This window comes from Shewanella sp. LZH-2, assembly GCF_016859145.1.
Classification (GTDB): Bacteria; Pseudomonadota; Gammaproteobacteria; order Enterobacterales; family Shewanellaceae; genus Shewanella; species Shewanella xiamenensis.
Genome location: NZ_CP069350.1, coordinates 273726 through 291035, shown reverse-complemented (window position 1 = coordinate 291035; position 17310 = coordinate 273726). Strand labels below are relative to the sequence as shown.

General features: G+C 48.6%; 21 protein-coding genes and 1 other RNA gene. 12 read left to right on the top strand and 10 right to left on the bottom strand.

Annotation, left to right across the window (positions count from 1 at the left end):
• Nucleotides 1–59: 59 nt before the first annotated feature.
• Entirely contained in the window at nucleotides 60–821 is a 762-nt protein-coding gene (locus tag JM642_RS01420) for an SDR family oxidoreductase (RefSeq protein ID WP_203432542.1), read from the bottom strand.
• Between the two features lie 116 nt (nucleotides 822–937).
• Here JM642_RS01420 and JM642_RS01415 point away from each other — a divergent pair, with 116 nt between their 5' ends.
• On the top strand, nucleotides 938–1855 hold the full coding sequence (locus JM642_RS01415) for a LysR family transcriptional regulator (RefSeq protein ID WP_099457290.1): 918 nt from the start codon (nucleotides 938–940) through the stop codon (nucleotides 1853–1855).
• On the opposite strand, the gene JM642_RS01410 is transcribed toward JM642_RS01415, so the two are convergent.
• Entirely contained in the window at nucleotides 1852–2340 is a 489-nt protein-coding gene (locus JM642_RS01410; protein ID WP_203432541.1) for a hypothetical protein, read from the bottom strand. The genes JM642_RS01415 and JM642_RS01410 overlap by 4 nt on opposite strands.
• Before the next feature lie 28 nt (nucleotides 2341–2368).
• Nucleotides 2369–2791, bottom strand: a complete 423-nt coding sequence (locus JM642_RS01405; protein WP_069454033.1) for a DUF2809 domain-containing protein — start codon at nucleotides 2789–2791, stop codon at nucleotides 2369–2371.
• Nucleotides 2792–2998: 207 nt separating this feature from the next.
• Here JM642_RS01405 and JM642_RS01400 point away from each other — a divergent pair, with 207 nt between their 5' ends.
• Genes JM642_RS01400 through JM642_RS01375 form a run of 6 tightly spaced genes read left to right on the top strand, consistent with a single transcriptional unit; the run spans nucleotide 2999 to nucleotide 6911 of the window.
• Entirely contained in the window at nucleotides 2999–3595 is a 597-nt protein-coding gene (locus JM642_RS01400) for a cytochrome b/b6 domain-containing protein (protein WP_037425122.1), read from the top strand.
• A 33-nt stretch (nucleotides 3596–3628) separates the two neighbouring features.
• Complete coding sequence (locus tag JM642_RS01395; RefSeq protein WP_203432540.1) at nucleotides 3629–4060, top strand: DUF1924 domain-containing protein; 432 nt, start codon at nucleotides 3629–3631, stop codon at nucleotides 4058–4060.
• 47 nt (nucleotides 4061–4107) lie between these two features.
• Entirely contained in the window at nucleotides 4108–4671 is a 564-nt protein-coding gene (locus JM642_RS01390) for a diheme cytochrome c (protein ID WP_088586514.1), read from the top strand.
• Nucleotides 4664–4930 carry a PepSY domain-containing protein gene (locus tag JM642_RS01385; RefSeq protein WP_037423059.1) on the top strand — a complete coding sequence of 89 codons (267 nt, stop codon included), beginning with the start codon at nucleotides 4664–4666 and terminating at the stop codon, nucleotides 4928–4930. Before JM642_RS01390 ends, JM642_RS01385 begins: the two co-directional genes overlap by 8 nt.
• Entirely contained in the window at nucleotides 4930–5592 is a 663-nt protein-coding gene (locus JM642_RS01380) for a response regulator transcription factor (RefSeq protein ID WP_023265941.1), read from the top strand. The genes JM642_RS01385 and JM642_RS01380 overlap by 1 nt, the downstream gene beginning before the upstream one ends.
• 2 nt (nucleotides 5593–5594) lie before the next feature.
• Complete coding sequence (locus JM642_RS01375; RefSeq protein WP_203432539.1) at nucleotides 5595–6911, top strand: sensor histidine kinase; 1317 nt, start codon at nucleotides 5595–5597, stop codon at nucleotides 6909–6911.
• A 37-nt stretch (nucleotides 6912–6948) separates the two neighbouring features.
• Here the strand turns inward: JM642_RS01375 and JM642_RS01370 are convergent, their stop codons facing one another.
• From JM642_RS01370 to rsmI, 3 genes are all read right to left on the bottom strand, one after another.
• Nucleotides 6949–7461 (bottom strand): DUF1993 domain-containing protein, encoded by a 513-nt coding sequence (locus JM642_RS01370; RefSeq protein ID WP_037423051.1) that lies wholly within the window; start codon nucleotides 7459–7461, stop codon nucleotides 6949–6951.
• 339 nt (nucleotides 7462–7800) lie between these two features.
• Nucleotides 7801–8154: RNase P RNA component class A (gene rnpB, locus JM642_RS01365), an RNA gene on the bottom strand.
• A 75-nt stretch (nucleotides 8155–8229) separates the two neighbouring features.
• Nucleotides 8230–9075: a 16S rRNA (cytidine(1402)-2'-O)-methyltransferase gene (gene rsmI, locus JM642_RS01360; RefSeq protein ID WP_144376028.1), complete on the bottom strand. Its 846-nt coding sequence runs from the start codon at nucleotides 9073–9075 to the stop codon at nucleotides 8230–8232.
• Nucleotides 9076–9163: 88 nt separating this feature from the next.
• Here rsmI and JM642_RS01355 point away from each other — a divergent pair, with 88 nt between their 5' ends.
• From JM642_RS01355 to dolP, 4 genes are all read left to right on the top strand, one after another.
• Complete coding sequence (locus tag JM642_RS01355; RefSeq protein ID WP_203432538.1) at nucleotides 9164–11050, top strand: penicillin-binding protein activator; 1887 nt, start codon at nucleotides 9164–9166, stop codon at nucleotides 11048–11050.
• The gene (locus JM642_RS01350) at nucleotides 11047–11373 is read left to right on the top strand and encodes a YraN family protein (protein ID WP_047536234.1); all 327 of its coding nucleotides are present in this window, start codon (nucleotides 11047–11049) and stop codon (nucleotides 11371–11373) included. Before JM642_RS01355 ends, JM642_RS01350 begins: the two co-directional genes overlap by 4 nt.
• A 106-nt stretch (nucleotides 11374–11479) precedes the next feature.
• Nucleotides 11480–12073 (top strand): phosphoheptose isomerase, encoded by a 594-nt coding sequence (locus JM642_RS01345; protein ID WP_011070670.1) that lies wholly within the window; start codon nucleotides 11480–11482, stop codon nucleotides 12071–12073.
• Nucleotides 12070–12636: a division/outer membrane stress-associated lipid-binding lipoprotein gene (dolP, locus tag JM642_RS01340; RefSeq protein ID WP_037424203.1), complete on the top strand. Its 567-nt coding sequence runs from the start codon at nucleotides 12070–12072 to the stop codon at nucleotides 12634–12636. Before JM642_RS01345 ends, dolP begins: the two co-directional genes overlap by 4 nt.
• A gap of 18 nt (nucleotides 12637–12654) precedes the next feature.
• Here the strand turns inward: dolP and JM642_RS01335 are convergent, their stop codons facing one another.
• Nucleotides 12655–13578: a DMT family transporter gene (locus JM642_RS01335; protein ID WP_144376025.1), complete on the bottom strand. Its 924-nt coding sequence runs from the start codon at nucleotides 13576–13578 to the stop codon at nucleotides 12655–12657.
• Between the two features lie 119 nt (nucleotides 13579–13697).
• Here JM642_RS01335 and JM642_RS01330 point away from each other — a divergent pair, with 119 nt between their 5' ends.
• On the top strand, nucleotides 13698–14570 hold the full coding sequence (locus JM642_RS01330) for a LysR substrate-binding domain-containing protein (protein WP_037424198.1): 873 nt from the start codon (nucleotides 13698–13700) through the stop codon (nucleotides 14568–14570).
• Between the two features lie 107 nt (nucleotides 14571–14677).
• Here the strand turns inward: JM642_RS01330 and trpS are convergent, their stop codons facing one another.
• Genes trpS through rpe form a run of 3 tightly spaced genes read right to left on the bottom strand, consistent with a single transcriptional unit; the run spans nucleotide 14678 to nucleotide 17073 of the window.
• Nucleotides 14678–15676, bottom strand: a complete 999-nt coding sequence (trpS, locus tag JM642_RS01325; protein WP_011718615.1) for a tryptophan--tRNA ligase — start codon at nucleotides 15674–15676, stop codon at nucleotides 14678–14680.
• Nucleotides 15677–15712: 36 nt separating this feature from the next.
• Nucleotides 15713–16396 carry a phosphoglycolate phosphatase gene (locus JM642_RS01320; protein WP_086904102.1) on the bottom strand — a complete coding sequence of 228 codons (684 nt, stop codon included), beginning with the start codon at nucleotides 16394–16396 and terminating at the stop codon, nucleotides 15713–15715.
• Nucleotides 16396–17073 (bottom strand): ribulose-phosphate 3-epimerase, encoded by a 678-nt coding sequence (gene rpe / locus JM642_RS01315; protein ID WP_037424193.1) that lies wholly within the window; start codon nucleotides 17071–17073, stop codon nucleotides 16396–16398. Before rpe ends, JM642_RS01320 begins: the two co-directional genes overlap by 1 nt.
• Nucleotides 17074–17310 lie beyond the last annotated feature (237 nt).

Below are 17310 nucleotides of genomic sequence, written 5' to 3'. Positions count from 1 at the left end.
ACCTTGCCTTAATAACAAGAAAGGGCGATTAGCCCTTTCTTTGTTTTTATCGGGTAGAACTATAAAAACATACCACCCGATGCCTCGATACGTTGTGCGTTTATCCACGCCGCGGCGGGTGACAACAAGACACTGATTGCACCGCCAATATCCTCGGGTAATCCCACACGCCCCAACGCCGTTTGCTGCGCTAAAAACTCATTCATCTGAGGGTTATCCCGCACCGCACCACCGCCAAAGTCCGTTTCGATTGCACCGGGAGCCAGCACATTAACGCGAATGCCCCGTGGACCAAGCTCCTTCGCCCAGTATTTGGTCATGGTTTCGACCGCGCCTTTCATGGTGGCGTAGGCGCCAAACCCTGGGATAGCAAAGCGCGTTACCCCTGTAGAGACATTGATAATACTGCCGTTATCAGCAAGCAGAGGCAGCAGTGCCTGAGTTAAAAAGAAAGGCCCTTTGACATGAATATTCATCAAAGTATCGAACTGCTCCACACTGGTTTCAGCCATGGGCACATGGATACCAATCCCAGCATTATTAACTAGATAGTTAAAACTATCCCGCTGCCAAGTCTGTTCGAGTGCGGTTTTAACGCGTTGAGAAAAATCACTAAAGGACTGGCTATTACCCACATCTAACGGTAACGCGACAGCCTTGCGTCCGTGCCATTCAATTTCCGCTACCACCTCGGCGGCCGCAGCGGCATTACTTTGGTAAGTTAGAATAATATCAACACCTTGTGCGGCTATGGTCAGGGCCGCATTTTTACCTAAGCCACGGCTTGCACCAGTGATCAGCGCGATGGGAGTTGTGTTCATTGTGTATCCTCTTCATTCATCTATGTTAATGCCGCCGCACACAGCTTATTACTTGCACAAAGAGGGATAAACACACTATAAATGGCAAGACTGTTAGCTATTAGAGAACAATTGCGATGCAAGATAGACTGCAAGCCATGCAAATTTTTATGCGGGTGGCTGAATTAGAGAGTTTTACTCAAGCCAGTATCAGCCTAGGTCTGTCGAAAACCCATGTGTCGAATGTGGTAGCTCAGTTCGAAACCGCGTTAGGTGCACGTTTACTACAACGTACCACTCGTACTGTGCGCCTCACTCAAGATGGCATAAGTTGTTATGAGCGCTGTAAAAACTTGCTCACCGACTATCAAGAACTAGAAAGCCTTTTCCAGTTGCAGGCGACGCAAGTTTCGGGTCGCTTAAGAGTCGATATGTCCACGGGGATTGCACGTAACTTAGTGCTTCCTCATCTTCCTGACTTTATTGAGCAATATCCCCAAATTGAGTTGGAGCTAAGCAGTACCGACCGCAAGGTCGATATCGTCGCCGAAGGTTTTGACTGCGTGATCCGCGTAGGCAGCGTGCAGCAAGAAGGTGTTATCGCTAAAAAGATTGGCCACTTTAAGATGCTTAACTGCGCAAGCCCAAGCTATATCGCAAAATACGGCAAACCATCGAATATAGAAGAGCTTAGCCAAGGGCATAAGCTCATCCATTACGTTGGCCAGTTAGGCGGTAGCGATTCAGGATTTGAGTATCTAAGCCCAGATAATCACGAACTATGCGCCCTAGCCTTACCCAAGCTAATCACAGTCAATAATGCCGATGCCTACAGCGCGGCCTGTCTGGCGGGTTTAGGGATTATTCAAGCGCCGAATATTGGGGTGGCAAAATATCTCCAAACTGGCGAACTGATAGAGATCTTGCCAGATTACCCTGCACCCTCAATGCCAGTGAGCTTGCTCTATCCCCATAGACGCCATCTTTCTAAACGCCTTCAGGTATTTATGGCTTGGTTAACCGAGTTGCTGACGCCTTTTTTAGTATCGCGTTAACGGTCAGTCTCGATATTCGCTAACCGCTGCGACAGTTCTGCCATCGAGCTTGCGGTGCGAGGATCGCACTCCGGGGTGGCTACTGGATTAAATTCGAGACGCGGACCGCCGAACCGACCTAAACTGCTCGGCAGAATATGCAAATCCCAAACTAACTGATCGTAGTAATGCAGCCGCAGGCCATTATCCGCAACTGGCCAATGGGCATAGAGTAAAAACGAATGATAGCTCTGCGAGAGGGAGCGACTCGCCACTAATTTAAAGGACGCATCGAGTAGGCTGCACTCGGTCGATTCTTCAAAGGGGCAATCGTAGGAGGTCAGCAGTAGATAGCCTTGGGTGCCATTGGGTAAAGTGCAGCGGTACTGGGCCTCAAGCTGCCTTCCCGCAATATTGACCCCAGTAGCTTGCTGATTGAAATACAAAGGCTGAGTGATCGCCTCGGTATCGGACACTCGCAGTGTGAAGGCTGTTATCGGCTGCATGCTGTATCCTTCCTTTGCCGTAAAATGGCTAATGTCGCTTCCAATAAATTCCCAGCAATATCAGGTATCCCACAAAGTAAGCCAGCAAATCGAGTGGGTCGAAATGGCTACCAATCACAATTCGCGCCAAGCGGTTACCGCCCAGCCCCAGCTTGTCCACTAAGCCCCAATACTGACCAAATTCGATAGCGAAGGCAAACAGCAACACAGCCAATGCCAACCATGGCGTGTGCCAAAAGCGATTGATTGATTCCCCTTTTGCATTCACCACGGGCACTAGCGTGCGCGCCATGCAAAACAATAGGATCACGACTAACACGTCACCGACAAAACCGCGAATAAATCCCGAAGGCACAAAACGGGCGATCAACACTTCGATGATAAATAACAGCACCGCATAAATTAAAAAAGATTTTCGATCGGGCTGACGGCTAAAAAGATGGACTGGCATAAACAGGTTGCTCCCTTACCTCTCGAAGATGAAGCGGCAAAATCTAGCTTAATACCAATACCTTAACAAGCTTAGTTCGATGGATTTCTCACTTATTTGCCCAGTTCACTCAACAGAACAGCGGGCAAGTTCACTCCGCAAAATTTAAGCGTCGTTTAAGTTTGGCTTTAGTAGCCTGCAAGCACACCACCTTAGGAGCAACAGATCATGTCCTCAAATATGCAGCAAAACATCAACGTCTGGGATCCCTTGATCCGTATCTTTCACTGGTCATTGGTGGGCTTTTTTACCTTAGCCTACCTCACCGAAGGCGAAGACGAATGGATGAACATCCACAGTTACGCCGGCTACAGCATCTTAACCCTGCTGGTATTTCGCCTGTTGTGGGGCGTGATTGGCACTCACCATGCGCGTTTTATCAACTTTGTCACCCGTCCGAACATCGCTTGGACTTACCTGAAGGAACTCTTCACGGGCAAGGCTAAGGATTACATCGGCCACAATCCCGCAGGCGCACTGATGATAGTCGCCCTAATCCTCAGCATAGGGTTCACGGGCTTCTCCGGCATGGCACTTTATGCCACCGATGGGCAAGGTCCACTGGCCACAAGCTTTTTCGCTACTTGGCCCGAGGGCACACTGAAGGAAGTACATGAGTTTTTCGCCAACTTCAGCCTGTTTCTAATAGCTACCCATATCGGCGGCGTGATTGTCAGCAGCCTGCTGCATAAGGAAAACCTCGTCAGAGCCATGCTGACAGGTAAAAAGCAGCGCCCGCTGATCCAACAAGATGAACATCAATAACCGCCGTAACTCGACCGTTCAAAGGAGTCAGAAATGAACTACGTGAATAAACACAGCATCGGACTAGCAATCACTGCGCTACTACTCAGCAGTGTTAATGCCAGTGCCGCCAATACCAAGGTCGCCAGCTTGCCACTCAGTGCCGAGCGAATTGGCTTACAACTGCAACAATATCAAGCACAAGGTGCAGGCCCCTTTAGCGCCGATGCAGGACAAGTGCTGTGGCTACAGCAGAGTGAGGATCGCAGCTGTGCCAGCTGTCACACCGCCAAAGTGACAGACCCAGGTATGCATCAAAATACCCGAAAACCCATTGAGGCCATGGCGCCGTCGCTCACCAGCAACCGTTTAACCGATGCGGCCAAGATTGAGAAATGGTTTAACCGCAACTGTAACTGGACCTTTAAACGCGAGTGCACGCCTCAAGAAAAAGGCGACGTACTGCTGTGGCTAAGTTTGCAATAAAGGCGTTATCCACATCCATTTTAGTAAGCAAAACGTAAGGAAATACCATGACTAAACAAGCCCATCCCCTAAGCTGGATTGCTGGCTCCACACTGACTGCCCTCGCCCTGGCGATAGGCGTCGTAGGGCTCAGCTTAACCTTTACCAGCACGGGTTATGCCGACGATGGTCGCGCGCTGAATCAAGCCATCCCACAAAATGCAGAATACTCGGCAGAATGTGGCAGCTGCCATATGGCGTACCCCGCAAATTTACTGCCCGCAGACAAGTGGCAGGCAATTACCAACAACCTAAGCAATCACTTTGGTGATGATGCCAGCCTGACGCCTGAAGCAACGGCTAGAATTGAGCAATATCTCGTTCAACATGCCGCGCAAAATGGTAAGGTGATGAAAAATAGCAAACCTTTAATTGCTGATATGGGGCCACAAAAAATTACCGAGCAGGCATTTTTTATCCGTAAGCACGATGAGATCCCAAGGCGCATGGTGCAAGATAACCCCAAAGTCGGCTCATTCAGCCAATGTAGCAATTGCCACAACCTCGCAGAGAAGGGCATATTCGATGAAGATACCGTTAATATTCCTGGCTTTGGCCGCTGGGATGATTAACAGCCCAAGCTGTCTAGCCCATGATGACGACCTCTCTAACAAAGTGGTCGAATGGGTGAAGGAGGGTAAAGTATTACCCTTCGACACCATCATGCAACGCTATGAATCACGGTTAAAGGGACGTTTGCTCGACCTTGAAGTCGAGCAAAAACACGGCCGCATCATCTATGAACTCGAAATCCTGCGCGACGATGGCATTGTCTATGAGATTAAGATTGATGCCAAAACGGGTGAATGGCTTAAGGAAAAGGTCGACTAATGCGCTTACTCTTGATTGAAGATGATGCCGACTTAGTAGCTCGCCTCATTCCCGCCCTTAACAAGGCGGGCTACACCGTTGAACATGCCAATAACGGCATCGATGGCGCCTTTCTCGGTGAGGAAGAAGCCTTCGAAGCGGTGATCCTCGATTTAGGCTTGCCGGGTAAGCCGGGCTTAAGCGTACTGAGCCAATGGCGTCAAAAGGGTCTGTTGATGCCAGTGTTAATTCTTACGGCTCGCGATGCTTGGCACGAACGCGTCGATGGCCTTAAGGCCGGCGCAGATGATTATCTCGGTAAACCTTTCCATGTTGAAGAGCTGCTCGCCAGATTAGAAGCGCTGATCCGCCGACACTTTGGCCGCGCCGACAACCTGCTGCAACATGCTGGCGTCTCCCTCGATGTGGATAAACAAGCAGTGACCAATGCCGAAGGAGACGTTATCGAGCTGACTAAGATTGAGTATCGCCTGTTGCATTATTTAATGGCCAACCCGACTAAGATTGTGTCCAAATCTGAGTTGAGTGAGCGCATTTACGAAGAGGAACAAATCAAAGACAGCAATGTAATTGAAGTGTACGTCAACCGACTTCGCCAACGCCTCGGCAAAGATTATATCGAGACGCGGCGCGGCCAAGGTTATCGACTCAAGGATGCATAAGCGTGTATTCACTCAAAGCCTATCTCACTAGAAACCTGCTTATCACCCTCACCTGCGCCATGGCGCTATTGTTGTATTTGCTATTTCAAGGCATTCAAATCTTGACCCAAGACTTTGTCGCCTCGCGCCTGCAACACGATGCCGATAGCCTGATCTCCGCCCTCGAACCGCAAGCCGATGGCACTTGGTCGCTGAGTACAGACAGGCTCCCCAATGTGTATCACAGGGTCAACTCAGGTCATTACTTTGCGATTAACATCGGTGAGCAGCTATTACGCTCGCGCTCGCTGTTTGATCATGCCGTTTCACTCCCCAATCTTAACGTTGGGGAACAACAACAAGCCACTCAATACGTTGGCCAAGAACACTGGCTGATGTTCAGCCAAACCATAGTCAAGAATGGGCAAACCATCACCCTGTGGGTGACCGAAGACATTAGCTCGCTCGAGCAAACCCAATTACGCTTTCTAGGCTTTGCGACGGTAGTGGTACTGCTGACCATTATGATCCTGCTATTTGCCCAACATCTGTTGCTCAAGCGGGGCTTTAAACCGCTAGAGCAAATGCCAGATGCCATCAGGCAACTGCGGCTCCAGGGACAAGAAATCGATACCCAGCACACGCCAACAGAAATTAGCCCTTTGATTGAGGAAATCGAACGCCTCATGAATCAACTGGGGCAAAGGGTACAACGCTCACGCAATGCCTTGGGTAATCTTGCCCACGAAATGAAACGCCCTCTGCAAGGGCTACAATCCTACCTCGATAGCCTAGCGCCAGAGCAAAGACGCGAAGGCAGTAAGGTGCTCGCAGATCTGCACCATATTATTGAGCGAGAGCTTAAGCGCACTAAAATCGTCGGGCTCTCCACTCCGGGGCGTTTCACCGTGCTCAATGACGATCTGCCGCCACTCATCCAAGTGATGCAGCGCATTTATCCAGAGCGCAAAATTGATTATCGGTTTGATAAAGCACTGGTGATTCCCTTTGACCGGGACGACTTACTGGAACTGCTTGGCAATCTGCTCGATAACGCCTGCAAGCATGCGCGTCGACAGATACAGCTTTGTATTGAACAGACAAATACCAGCAATCGAGCGTATCTTATTGAGGTCAGCGACGATGGCGAAGGTGTATCGGATAGCGATTTAACGGTGATTACTGAGCGAGGGATTCGGCTCGATGAGAGCGTTCAAGGCCACGGTTTAGGCCTGTCGATTTGCAAAGATATTGTCGAGAGTTATCAGGGAGAACTTAGCTTTACGCATTCAACACTTGGCGGGTTAAAAGTTAGCGTGACATTACCTCAGCCGCATTAAACGCACAGCAAAGCAAATGCTCGCTGTGCGATGGGAATTACGACTTATAAGGCATAGGGCCGAGATAATCTTTCTTACCCACATCCACACCGTTATGGCGCAGAATCGCATAGGCCGTCGTCACATGGAAATATAAGTTTGGGATAGCATGTTCAATCGCAAACTCATATCCTGTTAAATACTTACCTTCCCAACGCGGTTGAGAAACGTGAATTGTCGCCGCATCGGCAAAATCTGCCTCGGTAAATTGGGCTAAGTACTCGATAACAGAAGCAATACGCGCTTGCAACTCTGGCAGAGTCGTTTCAGTATCATCATGCTTAGGTACGGTATCTAAATTCCCCGTTAGACGCGCGACCCCAATCTTGGCGGTATCACAGGCAATCTGGATCTGACGGATCAGATTAAATTGATCGGGTGCTAAGCGGGAATTCAATAATACCGCCATATCCACCTTCTTCAAGTTGGCAAAAATCTCACCCTTTTCCAGAATAAGACTCAAGTTTTTCAGCATCTTGCTAAATTGAACAGCCGTTAAATCATAAAGCATGACATAAACTCCTGTGATAAACGCCACCAGATTGCAGCACTAGAGACTATATTGGGGCAAAAAGGATGATTTCAACAGAGTTAAAATTTCCGCCTTGCTAGGGCGTGTTGACGTTTCGAGACTAAATTTTGTTCGTTCTGGCAAGCTCGTGCTCGCGAAACGAGGAATGATGTGTAGTTTACTCAAATGACGAGCGGCTCTTATGACAGAAAGTAACATAAAAACAATTTCTTAGCATTTATCCAGAAGCTTAACTATCAATCTTCTTTATGCATCAATTAATCGTATTGCCTGAAAAATAAAAGGCCTCGCATCGCTGCGAGGCCTTTTATTATAAAGAGGTTGAGTTGGCCGATAAGCCGGGTCCTGTCGTGGACAGTCATTCATCTAGGCCTGCAATCGCTCACAGGCTCAAGCGACCTACCCGGTTCCAACGCGAGCCACGCCATACGGAACCCTATTTGGTCTTGCTTCGGGTGGAGTTTACCTTGCTACGGACTATTGCTAGCCGCACGGTGCGCTCTTACCGCACCCTTTCACCCTTACCACCTTAGCCGAGGCTATGATGGCGGTCTCCTCTCTGTTGCACTTGTCGTCGGTTCACACCGCCCAGGCGTTACCTGGCACCCCGCTCTTTGAAGCCCGGACTTTCCTCCCCGTTCTTGCGAACGCGGCGACTGTCTGGCCAACTCGGCGCGGATTATAGCCTAAGCAATCTGCGCGTACCACTGTTAATCCTGCCAGTGTGTGTCTATCTGTTAGATCTGCTTATAAATCAGACTCTAAACCGAACTTATACAGGGCATTCTTTTTAAGACCGTGAATTTGCGCGGCAATGGCGGCGGCCTTTTTAAGCGGCAATTCTTCACAGAGTAACTTGAGTGTGTTGATGGCAACGGTTGGGATAGCTTCATCATCCTCGGCCGCACGGTGACCGTGCACCATCAGCACTATCTCGCCTTTTTGCTGGTGAAGATCGCTGCTGACGGTAGCCAATACCTCAGCCACTGGGCCGCTGAGAAAGGTCTCGAAGGTTTTAGTCACTTCACGCGCCATCACCACCTGCCGCTCACCGCCTAACACTTCAACCATAGTCGTTAGGCTATGTTCGATACGGTGGGGAGATTCATAAAAAATCAGCGTGCGCGGATCTTCCTTAAGTTCAAGCAACTTATCGGCGCGAGCTTTTTCTTTCGAAGGTAAAAAGCCTTCAAAGGAAAAACGATCCGACGGCAAACCTGAGGCACTTAACGCCGTAATCGCCGCACAGGGGCCAGGCAGGGGGATCACCTTAAACCCAGATTGGCGCACATGGGAGACCAAGTGATAGCCGGGGTCGGAAATCAGCGGCGTGCCCGCATCAGAAATTAGCGCAATCGACTGCCCTGCGGCTAGCTGATCCACAATCCACTGGGCGCGAGCACGCTCATTATGGTCGTGCAGTGCGATGGTTTTAGTTGAAATGCCAAAATGACTCAATAACTTGCCGCTATGGCGGGTGTCTTCACAGGCAATTAATGCAACCTGGCTGAGCACGTCAATAGCACGTGGGCTCATGTCCCCCAAATTACCAATAGGAGTGGGAACGATGTAGAGTGCGACGCTTTGGTCCATATATACCTCTGTAATGACAGTGCCAAGACTTTCGTCAAGCGCAAGAGAAGGTTAAACTAGAGGCAGCATCTTACCAGAGTGAAGCCCAGTGTTAAAAAGCCTGAATACAACTAAGTTCGTTTCCGTGGCCATTTTATCCGCAGTGTTGGCGGGTTGCGGCAGTCAAGCGCCCACCTCAACGAATACTGCGCCCACCGTGGCCACCTCTTTAGCCTCTGCTCCATTGGCGCCAAATGTGTATTTAGCACAGGCTGCTAATAGCAAAGATCCCCAGCAACGTGATACTTACCTGCTGCTGGCGGCGCATGCGCATATCAATGCGAACGACTATGCGGCGGCGCAAAAGCTGCTCAAGTCGATGCTGCCAAGCCTGACTCAGTTCCCGACGCTAGTGGCTGAACATAAATACCTGACTGCGCGGGTGCTAGAGCATACATCGACGCCGCTTGATGCTCTGAAAACGCTAACTTACCCAAGCACTTGGGTATTACCCGGCTGGCAAATGGCAGCGTATCATCAATTAAGAGCGCATTTATTCCAACAGAATAAACAGCCTATCGAACAGGTGCGCGAATTAAGTTTATTGACCACCTATTTACCTCCCGCCGAGGCGAATGAAGTCAATAATCAGATCTGGCAAGTGTTGCAACCGATGCACGAGCAAACCTTGCTCGCATTCACCAAAGATGCCAAAAGCCCTGTTTTTGCAGGTTGGTTACAACTGGCGTATATCGCTAAGCATTATGCGGTCGATCCCAACCAACTGGTCCGTTATTTAGGCGACTGGCAAAAACAAAACCCTTATCATCCTGCGGCGGCGAAGTTGCCCGCGGATTTAGATCAAGCGTTAAACGCCAAACCTTATACTCCAAAAAATATCGCTGTACTCTTGCCGCTCACAGGCCAGCGCGCCAGTGCCGCCAATGCGATTCGCCAAGGCATTTTGGCCAGTTATTTAGCCAAACCGAATGAGCAAGTCTCGGTGAATTTTTACGATACTGCTAACGATGCCGTTTCCGCTTATCAGCAAGCGGTAAATGCAGGCGCTGAGTTTATTATTGGCCCGCTACTGCCAAATGAAATCGATCAATTATTGGCGTTAAACACTGGTACCACTTCGTCGACCAACACCCCTACAACCGGCACGCCAGCAGCGCCTGTTGCGGCAAGCGCGCCGATCCCGCAACTGTTTTTAAATCAAACAGACAAGTTTGTCGCTGATGCTAATAAGTTTTACTTTGCATTATCGCCAGCACAAGAAGCAGCCGATGCTGCAATACGCATGTATCAAGATGGCGTAACTATGCCGCTGCTACTCGCCAGCAACGATGCTATCGGCAAACGTATGGCCGAGAGCTTTATTCAAGCCTGGAAAAAGAAAAGCGATACGCCCATCGAAGTCTATTACTACGACAGTGGCGATAAGATGAAAACCACGGTGCAAGATGCGCTCGGCGTTCGCGATAGCCAAGCCCGTATTGCGCGCATCAAGGAACTACTGGGCAATTCAGTACAAGCCGATTTTCGCTCGCGCCAAGATATAGATGCGATTTATATGATCTCGACGCCGCAGGAGTTAACCCTGCTCAAGGCCTTTATCGATGTCACCTTTAGCGTCTTTACTCAGCCCGTGCCGTTGTACACCTCGAGCCGTAGCCGTATCGATAATGAATCGAGCCAAACTGCGCAGGATTTAAATAACCTCACTCTGAGTGACGCACCTTGGTTGATGCAAAATGGCGAAGAAAACCTGATGGTTAATACCTTATGGCCCGGCTGGAACAACGGCCAAAAACGCTTATTTGTGATGGGTTATGATGCGATGGATTTAATCAGCAAACTCGCACAAATGCGCTCATTTACCGGTTACCAGTTCAATGGTCGTAGCGGCGTGTTATCGGTCAATCCCGATGGCGTAATTAACCGCCAATTAAGCTGGGGACGCTATCAAAGAGGCAGTTTCCGCCAACTATGACACTCGGACAGCAGGCAGAGTCGCTCGCCCAAGGTTACCTTGAACAGCAAGGTTTAATCTTTGTTGAGCGCAATGTCCGCTATCCCTTTGGTGAAATAGACTTAATCATGCGCCACAAAAACTACTGGGTATTTGTTGAAGTAAAATACCGCTCAGCAAATCAATTTGGTGGAGCAATACAAGCACTTAGCAAAGCACAAATCGGCAGGATCCGCATGGCGGCCAGTCATTATTTACAGAGCCATAAATTGGATGTACCCTGCCGATTCGACGTTGTCGCCATCGAAGATACGCAGATCCAATGGCTGGTCGATGCCTTTTAAACGAGGCTCTCGACTCAGCTAATCGAATAATTTTTAACGCTTATGCCTCAACTCCACCGTGGAAATATGGCATCATAGCCACACTTTATCCTGAAAGGATGTATCCATGTTAGAACGCATTAAAGACAGCTTTACTGAATCTATCCAGACTAAAATCGATGCAGCCGAAGCACTGCCAGAATCCATCGCCAAAGCGGCGGAGATGATGGTGCAATGTCTTTTGGGTGGCAATAAAATTCTTGCCTGCGGTAACGGTGGTAGTGCCGGTGATGCTCAGCACTTCTCGGCCGAGCTATTAAACCGCTATGAGATTGAACGTCCACCACTGCCAGCCATTGCCCTGTCGACGGACACATCGACTATCACGGCAATTGCTAACGATTACAGCTACGATGAGATTTTCTCAAAGCAAATCTTAGCCTTAGGCCAGCCTGGCGACATCCTGTTAGCCATTTCCACCAGCGGTAACTCTGGTAACGTGATTAAAGCGATGGAAGCGGCACTGAGTCGCGATATGACTATCGTAGCCTTAACCGGTAAAGACGGCGGCGCGATGGCGGGATTACTCAGCGTGGGTGACGTCGAAATTCGCGTTCCTTCGAACGTGACGGCACGTATTCAAGAAGTGCACTTACTGGTGATCCATTGCCTGTGTGACAATATCGACCGCACACTCTTCCCACAGGACGAACAGCAATGAGATATGCTGCCCCACTGTTAATGGTTTGCATGCTACTGCAAGGTTGCGCCGGTGCCGTTATGGTGGGCGCAGTCAGCGGCGCCATGATGGCCAACGATGAGCGTTCGGTAAAAACGCAGCTCGATGATACTAATACTGATTTTAAGATCACCAGTGCGCTACTTGAGCATGAAGATCTTAAGAAACAAACCAATATCACGGGTGTATCGGTAAACGGTAATGTGCTGATGATAGGCCAAGCCCCCAACTCGATGTTGAGGGATAAAGCGGTTAAGGTCGTACAAGACCTTAAGCTGGGCGGTAAAATCCACAACCAGATCCGCATCGGTAATCCAACGTCTTTCACGACTCGCAGTAACGACACTTGGGTAACAACCAAAGTGAAGGGACGTATGCTCAACGAGAAAGAATTGGATGTGACCCGAATTAAAGTGATCACTGAAAACGGTGAAGTCTTCCTGCTAGGGCTGATCCACCGCTCACAGGCAGAGCTTGCTGTTGACATTGCCCGTCATACTGCTGGTGTACGCAAAGTCGTTAAGGTTTTCGAATATATCGAATAACCGATTGAGCCTAAACACTTAAAGTTTAGGCTCGCCTTTTACCGCGGTATCAATTCCTAAAGACTTCACCTGTATGTTATCCATCATCTTGGGTGACTTCTCCACCAACGCTCCTATCCAAGGTAAAAACAGCGAAGGCAGCACAATCAAAGCGGCACCCAGCCAACTTAAGCTATCCAGCCATTCATCAAACAACAGCCAGCCTAAGAAAACGATAAATAACAAACCAGTATATTCGGCAATCGCAATATCACTCGCCTGCGCTTTACGGTAAGCCAGTACACAGAACCAATGATAAATCAGTAAAAAGGCATTACTAAGTAGTGCAACCGCGAGCAATTCCCAGCTCAGTCCCTCCACCCCCTGAAAGGCCGCAATGACTAAAGTCGCAGGAATCCCCAGCAAGTTATAGAGCATTAAGGTTAATACCGGGTGCTCAGTATTGGGCACTTTTTTAAGCATCAACTGATTGATAGCAAAAGTAAATGCTGAAAATAACACCGCTAATCCAAACCAGTTCATCTCGCTCGGCCTGAGGATAATTAAGATCCCGACAAAACCTAACGCTGTGCATATTACTTGCCCAGTTGTGATCCGCTCCTTTAAAAACCAGTATCCCATCAAAATAATCATCAGGGGGGCCGAGTAAAACAGGGAACTGACTGTGGCTAAAGGCAATGCCATCAAACCAATAATTAAAAAAAGCGCGCCAACCGAGCCTATGTTGGCACGCCAAAGGTGAACCGAAATATATTCCGTCTGCGGTCGCTGCGAGTACAACCAAATCGGGGTTAACATGAGTACTGAAGTGATTTGTCTCACGAGTAGAAAAGTGGCTGCATTAGCATCTTCTGGCAACCATTTGATCGATACATCGTAAAAAGCACTAAATAGATTACCCACTATCAATAAAATCAAACCGATAACAACAGGGCGCTGCATTTTAGCTATCCGTAAATCTCAATGCTCGCATGATAATCCTCGCAAAACTTAAGCTGAAATGATGCTTTCTCATGCTAGATGAATTAAATTCATACTAAATCGTTTAAACGTTGAAAATCATGAGAAAGCTTCCTCCCTTACGTGCGCTGCAAGTGTTTGAAACCGCCGCGAGGCAACAGCATTTTTCCAAGGCTGCCGCCGAGCTTTGCATTACCCAAAGCGCGGTTTCACACCAAGTGCGTGTATTGGAGGAGTACTTTGGTGAACAACTTTTTGATCGTCAGGGACGTAAACTACAGCTCACGCCCAAAGGCCAGAGCTTATTTATTGAGTTAGAAAGAATTTTTAATGAGTTAAGCGATCTTAATCTCAAAATCCGCGACACCCCAAATCAACAACTCTGTTTGGCGGTATACAGCTCATTTGCGGTGAAATGGTTGATCCCAAGGTTAGCGGATTTTCGGCGCCAATATCCCAGCGTTAAAATTCGCCTCGAGATGATCACTCAAGACCCCGATCTCAGCACCAGCACGGCCGATATCTTTATCGCAGGCAAACTCAATCAACGGGGTTATTGGCAACAATTACTGCACAAGGAACGCCTGATCCCCGTATGTAGCCCTAGCCTTTATCCTAAATGGCGCGAGATTAACTTGGGCAATTTTCAGCAACAAGCATTACTGATTGTGGATGAAGGCCCACTTGGACTCGATTGGCATAAGTGGTCATCGGCGCATAAAATCCCCCTGAATAACGAACAACAGCATATTTTTAGCCACATAGTGATGGCAATTGAGGCGGCGATTGCCGGACAAGGTATCGCCCTCGCCCCTGATTTTATGGTGGCCGGTGATATCAGTACTGGACGACTGGTAGCGGTAAATCTACCCGATGTTCATACGGGTTTTGAATTTTGTTTTTTATGCAAACAGCGACGCCTAAATGAACCCGCCATTGCAGCTTTTGCATCTTGGTTAAAATCGCAGGCCTAAACGCTTAGCTCTGTATCAAACAGCCCAGTGAATAACAGACATAAAAAAGCCGACCTAAGAATAGGTCGGCTTAATAACGTGTTGTGTAATGCGCTTTTTAGGGCAAATTACACTAACAAACCAATCTTCTCGTACACCTTTTTAAGCGTCACTTCAGCACGAGCTTGGGCATTTTCAGCGCCCGCTCTCATCACTTGATCAAGGTAAGCACGGTCGGCACGCAGCGCACGATAACGCTCTTGCAGTGGCTCTAACATCCCTACTACCGCTTCACCCGCAGCGCCTTTTAAATGACCATACATCTTGCCTTCAAACTCGGCTTCGAGGCTGGCAATGCTTTGGCCCGTAATACCCGACATTAAACTCAGCAGGTTAGATACGCCTGGCTTGTTTTCCATATCGAAACGCACGACTGGCGGCTCGTCACTGTCGGTCATGGCTTTTTTCAGCTTTTTCATGACCGCTTTTGGATCTTCAAGCAGGCCAATCACGTTGTTACGGTTATCGTCTGACTTTGACATCTTCTTCAGAGGGTCCTGTAGCGACATCACCTTAGCGCCATGCTCAGGAATAAAAGGCTCAGGAATGGTAAATGTCTCGCCGTAAGCGTTGTTAAAGCGAGTGGCGATATCACGTGTTAACTCAAGATGTTGCTTCTGATCTTGACCAACTGGAATTTCATTCGCTTGATACAGCAGAATATCCGCCGCCATCAGTACAGGATAACCAAACAGACCGACGTTAATATTGTTGGCGTGCTTTTGTGACTTATCCTTAAACTGCGTCATACGGCTTAATTCACCCATTTGGGTGTAGCAATTTAACGCCCAACCCAGCTGAGTGTGCTGCGGCACTTGAGATTGGATAAATACCGTGCTCTTCTTTGGATCGACGCCGCAGGCTAAATACAATGCAAGCGTATCTAAGCAGGCTTCACGCAATGCTTGAGGATCTTGGCGCACGGTAATAGCATGCAAATCCACCACGCAATAAAGGCAGTCGTGGCTATCTTGCATGGCAACCCATTGACGCAATGCACCCATGTAGTTACCTATGGTTAATTCGCCGGACGGCTGTGCACCGCTGAGTACTATGGGTTTGGTCATTACGTCATTGCTCCAAATAAAGATAAAAAGATTCGATTAAACTGCCTGGCCGACATTTAGCCAGCTAAGGATCTCGGCAAACTGCTCGCACACCGCGTCAGGGCCAGTGAGCCCAATATCTTCACCGTAGTTGTAGCCATAGGTCAAGCCGATTGATGCAACACCTGCAGCTTTAGCCGCTAAAATGTCATTTTTAGAATCGCCCACCATCAACAACTCACTTTTATCGAGTTGCCATTGCGCTAATAAATGCTCTAGCGGTAATGGATCCGGCTTCATCTTCGCCAGCGAATCGCCGCCAAGCACTAAGCTAAAGAAATCATTAATCTTAAAGGCCTCAAGCAGCGGCAAAGTAAAGCGGTAGGGTTTGTTTGTCACCACTGCCAGCTTAAATCCAGCGTCAAACAGAGTTTGTAGCACTTGGTGCACATCGGCATAAAGTGCGCTGTGCTTCTCAAGATTTTCTTGATAGTGATGCATAAAGATGGGCATAGCAGCATCTAATGCCGTTTGCTCAACGTCTGCGCCTAAAGCGTGGCTCATGGCACGGCGCATAAGCATCTCAGCCCCATTACCCACCCAAGTTCTCACCTGTGCCTCGGTACACGTTGCCAAACCTAATTCGGCGAGTGCCGCCTGTGTCGCGACCGCCAGATCAGGCACACTGTCAATCAGTGTGCCGTCGAGATCAAAGGCAATCGCTTTAATCTGTTCTCGCATCATTTGGCCTCGACTTTCGCTAACTCGGCACGCATTTCATCGACAACGGCTTTATAGTCTGGTTGACTAAAAATAGCCGACCCAGCGACAAACATATCGGCACCTGCGGCAGCAATTTCGGCAATGTTATCCACTTTTACGCCACCATCGACCTCTAAGCGAATATCAAAACCGCTCGCATCGATACGCTCACGCACTTGGCGTAATTTATCTAAGGTCGAAGGAATAAAGGATTGGCCACCAAAGCCTGGGTTGACCGACATCAGCAGGATCACATCTAACTTATCCATCACATGGTCAAGATAATGCAGCGGTGTTGCAGGGTTAAACACTAAACCTGCCTTACAACCCGATTCTTTAATCAGTTGCAAAGTACGATCGATATGCTCAGAGGCTTCGGGATGGAAAGTAATAATAGAAGCGCCAGCCTTAGCAAAATCAGGCACGATACGATCAACAGGCTTAACCATTAAATGCACGTCGATCTCGGCCGTAATGCCATAGTCGCGTAACGCTTTACACACCATAGGACCAATGGTTAAGTTCGGCACATAGTGGTTATCCATCACATCAAAATGCACTACGTCAGCCCCTGCATCTAACACGGCTTTAACGTCATCCCCTAAACGGGCGAAATCGGCGGATAAAATCGATGGAGCAATTAAAAATGGGCGCATAGGACACTCGCTGCTATTGAACAAAAAGTGCCTTATTTTACCCTTAGCTAGACCATGCCTCTATAGCAAATGCCACATTTATCGCGATTGAGGCCAGATAGAAGCTCAATTCCAGTACTCACAACCTACGGTAAGTCCAAGGAGAAGCTGAAGCGTTAGAAAGATTTTAGTGAAGATTGATAAATTATTGTTCATAAACTAAGCGAGTTTGTTATACTCGGGCAGCTAGCGTGGATC

What these genes read in the sequence shown, in the direction of transcription:
- JM642_RS01420 (WP_203432542.1), bottom strand. Translation starts at nt 821, where the DNA reads ATGAACACAACTCCCATCGCGCTGATCACTGGTGCAAGCCGTGGCTTA.
- JM642_RS01415 (WP_099457290.1), top strand. Translation starts at nt 938, where the DNA reads ATGCAAGATAGACTGCAAGCCATGCAAATTTTTATGCGGGTGGCTGAA.
- JM642_RS01410 (WP_203432541.1), bottom strand. Translation starts at nt 2,340, where the DNA reads ATGCAGCCGATAACAGCCTTCACACTGCGAGTGTCCGATACCGAGGCG.
- JM642_RS01405 (WP_069454033.1), bottom strand. Translation starts at nt 2,791, where the DNA reads ATGCCAGTCCATCTTTTTAGCCGTCAGCCCGATCGAAAATCTTTTTTA.
- JM642_RS01400 (WP_037425122.1), top strand. Translation starts at nt 2,999, where the DNA reads ATGTCCTCAAATATGCAGCAAAACATCAACGTCTGGGATCCCTTGATC.
- JM642_RS01395 (WP_203432540.1), top strand. Translation starts at nt 3,629, where the DNA reads ATGAACTACGTGAATAAACACAGCATCGGACTAGCAATCACTGCGCTA.
- JM642_RS01390 (WP_088586514.1), top strand. Translation starts at nt 4,108, where the DNA reads ATGACTAAACAAGCCCATCCCCTAAGCTGGATTGCTGGCTCCACACTG.
- JM642_RS01385 (WP_037423059.1), top strand. Translation starts at nt 4,664, where the DNA reads ATGATTAACAGCCCAAGCTGTCTAGCCCATGATGACGACCTCTCTAAC.
- JM642_RS01380 (WP_023265941.1), top strand. Translation starts at nt 4,930, where the DNA reads ATGCGCTTACTCTTGATTGAAGATGATGCCGACTTAGTAGCTCGCCTC.
- JM642_RS01370 (WP_037423051.1), bottom strand. Translation starts at nt 7,461, where the DNA reads ATGCTTTATGATTTAACGGCTGTTCAATTTAGCAAGATGCTGAAAAAC.
- rsmI (WP_144376028.1), bottom strand. Translation starts at nt 9,075, where the DNA reads ATGGACCAAAGCGTCGCACTCTACATCGTTCCCACTCCTATTGGTAAT.
- JM642_RS01350 (WP_047536234.1), top strand. Translation starts at nt 11,047, where the DNA reads ATGACACTCGGACAGCAGGCAGAGTCGCTCGCCCAAGGTTACCTTGAA.
- JM642_RS01345 (WP_011070670.1), top strand. Translation starts at nt 11,480, where the DNA reads ATGTTAGAACGCATTAAAGACAGCTTTACTGAATCTATCCAGACTAAA.
- dolP (WP_037424203.1), top strand. Translation starts at nt 12,070, where the DNA reads ATGAGATATGCTGCCCCACTGTTAATGGTTTGCATGCTACTGCAAGGT.
- JM642_RS01335 (WP_144376025.1), bottom strand. Translation starts at nt 13,578, where the DNA reads ATGCAGCGCCCTGTTGTTATCGGTTTGATTTTATTGATAGTGGGTAAT.
- JM642_RS01330 (WP_037424198.1), top strand. Translation starts at nt 13,698, where the DNA reads ATGAGAAAGCTTCCTCCCTTACGTGCGCTGCAAGTGTTTGAAACCGCC.
- trpS (WP_011718615.1), bottom strand. Translation starts at nt 15,676, where the DNA reads ATGACCAAACCCATAGTACTCAGCGGTGCACAGCCGTCCGGCGAATTA.
- JM642_RS01320 (WP_086904102.1), bottom strand. Translation starts at nt 16,396, where the DNA reads ATGCGAGAACAGATTAAAGCGATTGCCTTTGATCTCGACGGCACACTG.
- rpe (WP_037424193.1), bottom strand. Translation starts at nt 17,073, where the DNA reads ATGCGCCCATTTTTAATTGCTCCATCGATTTTATCCGCCGATTTCGCC.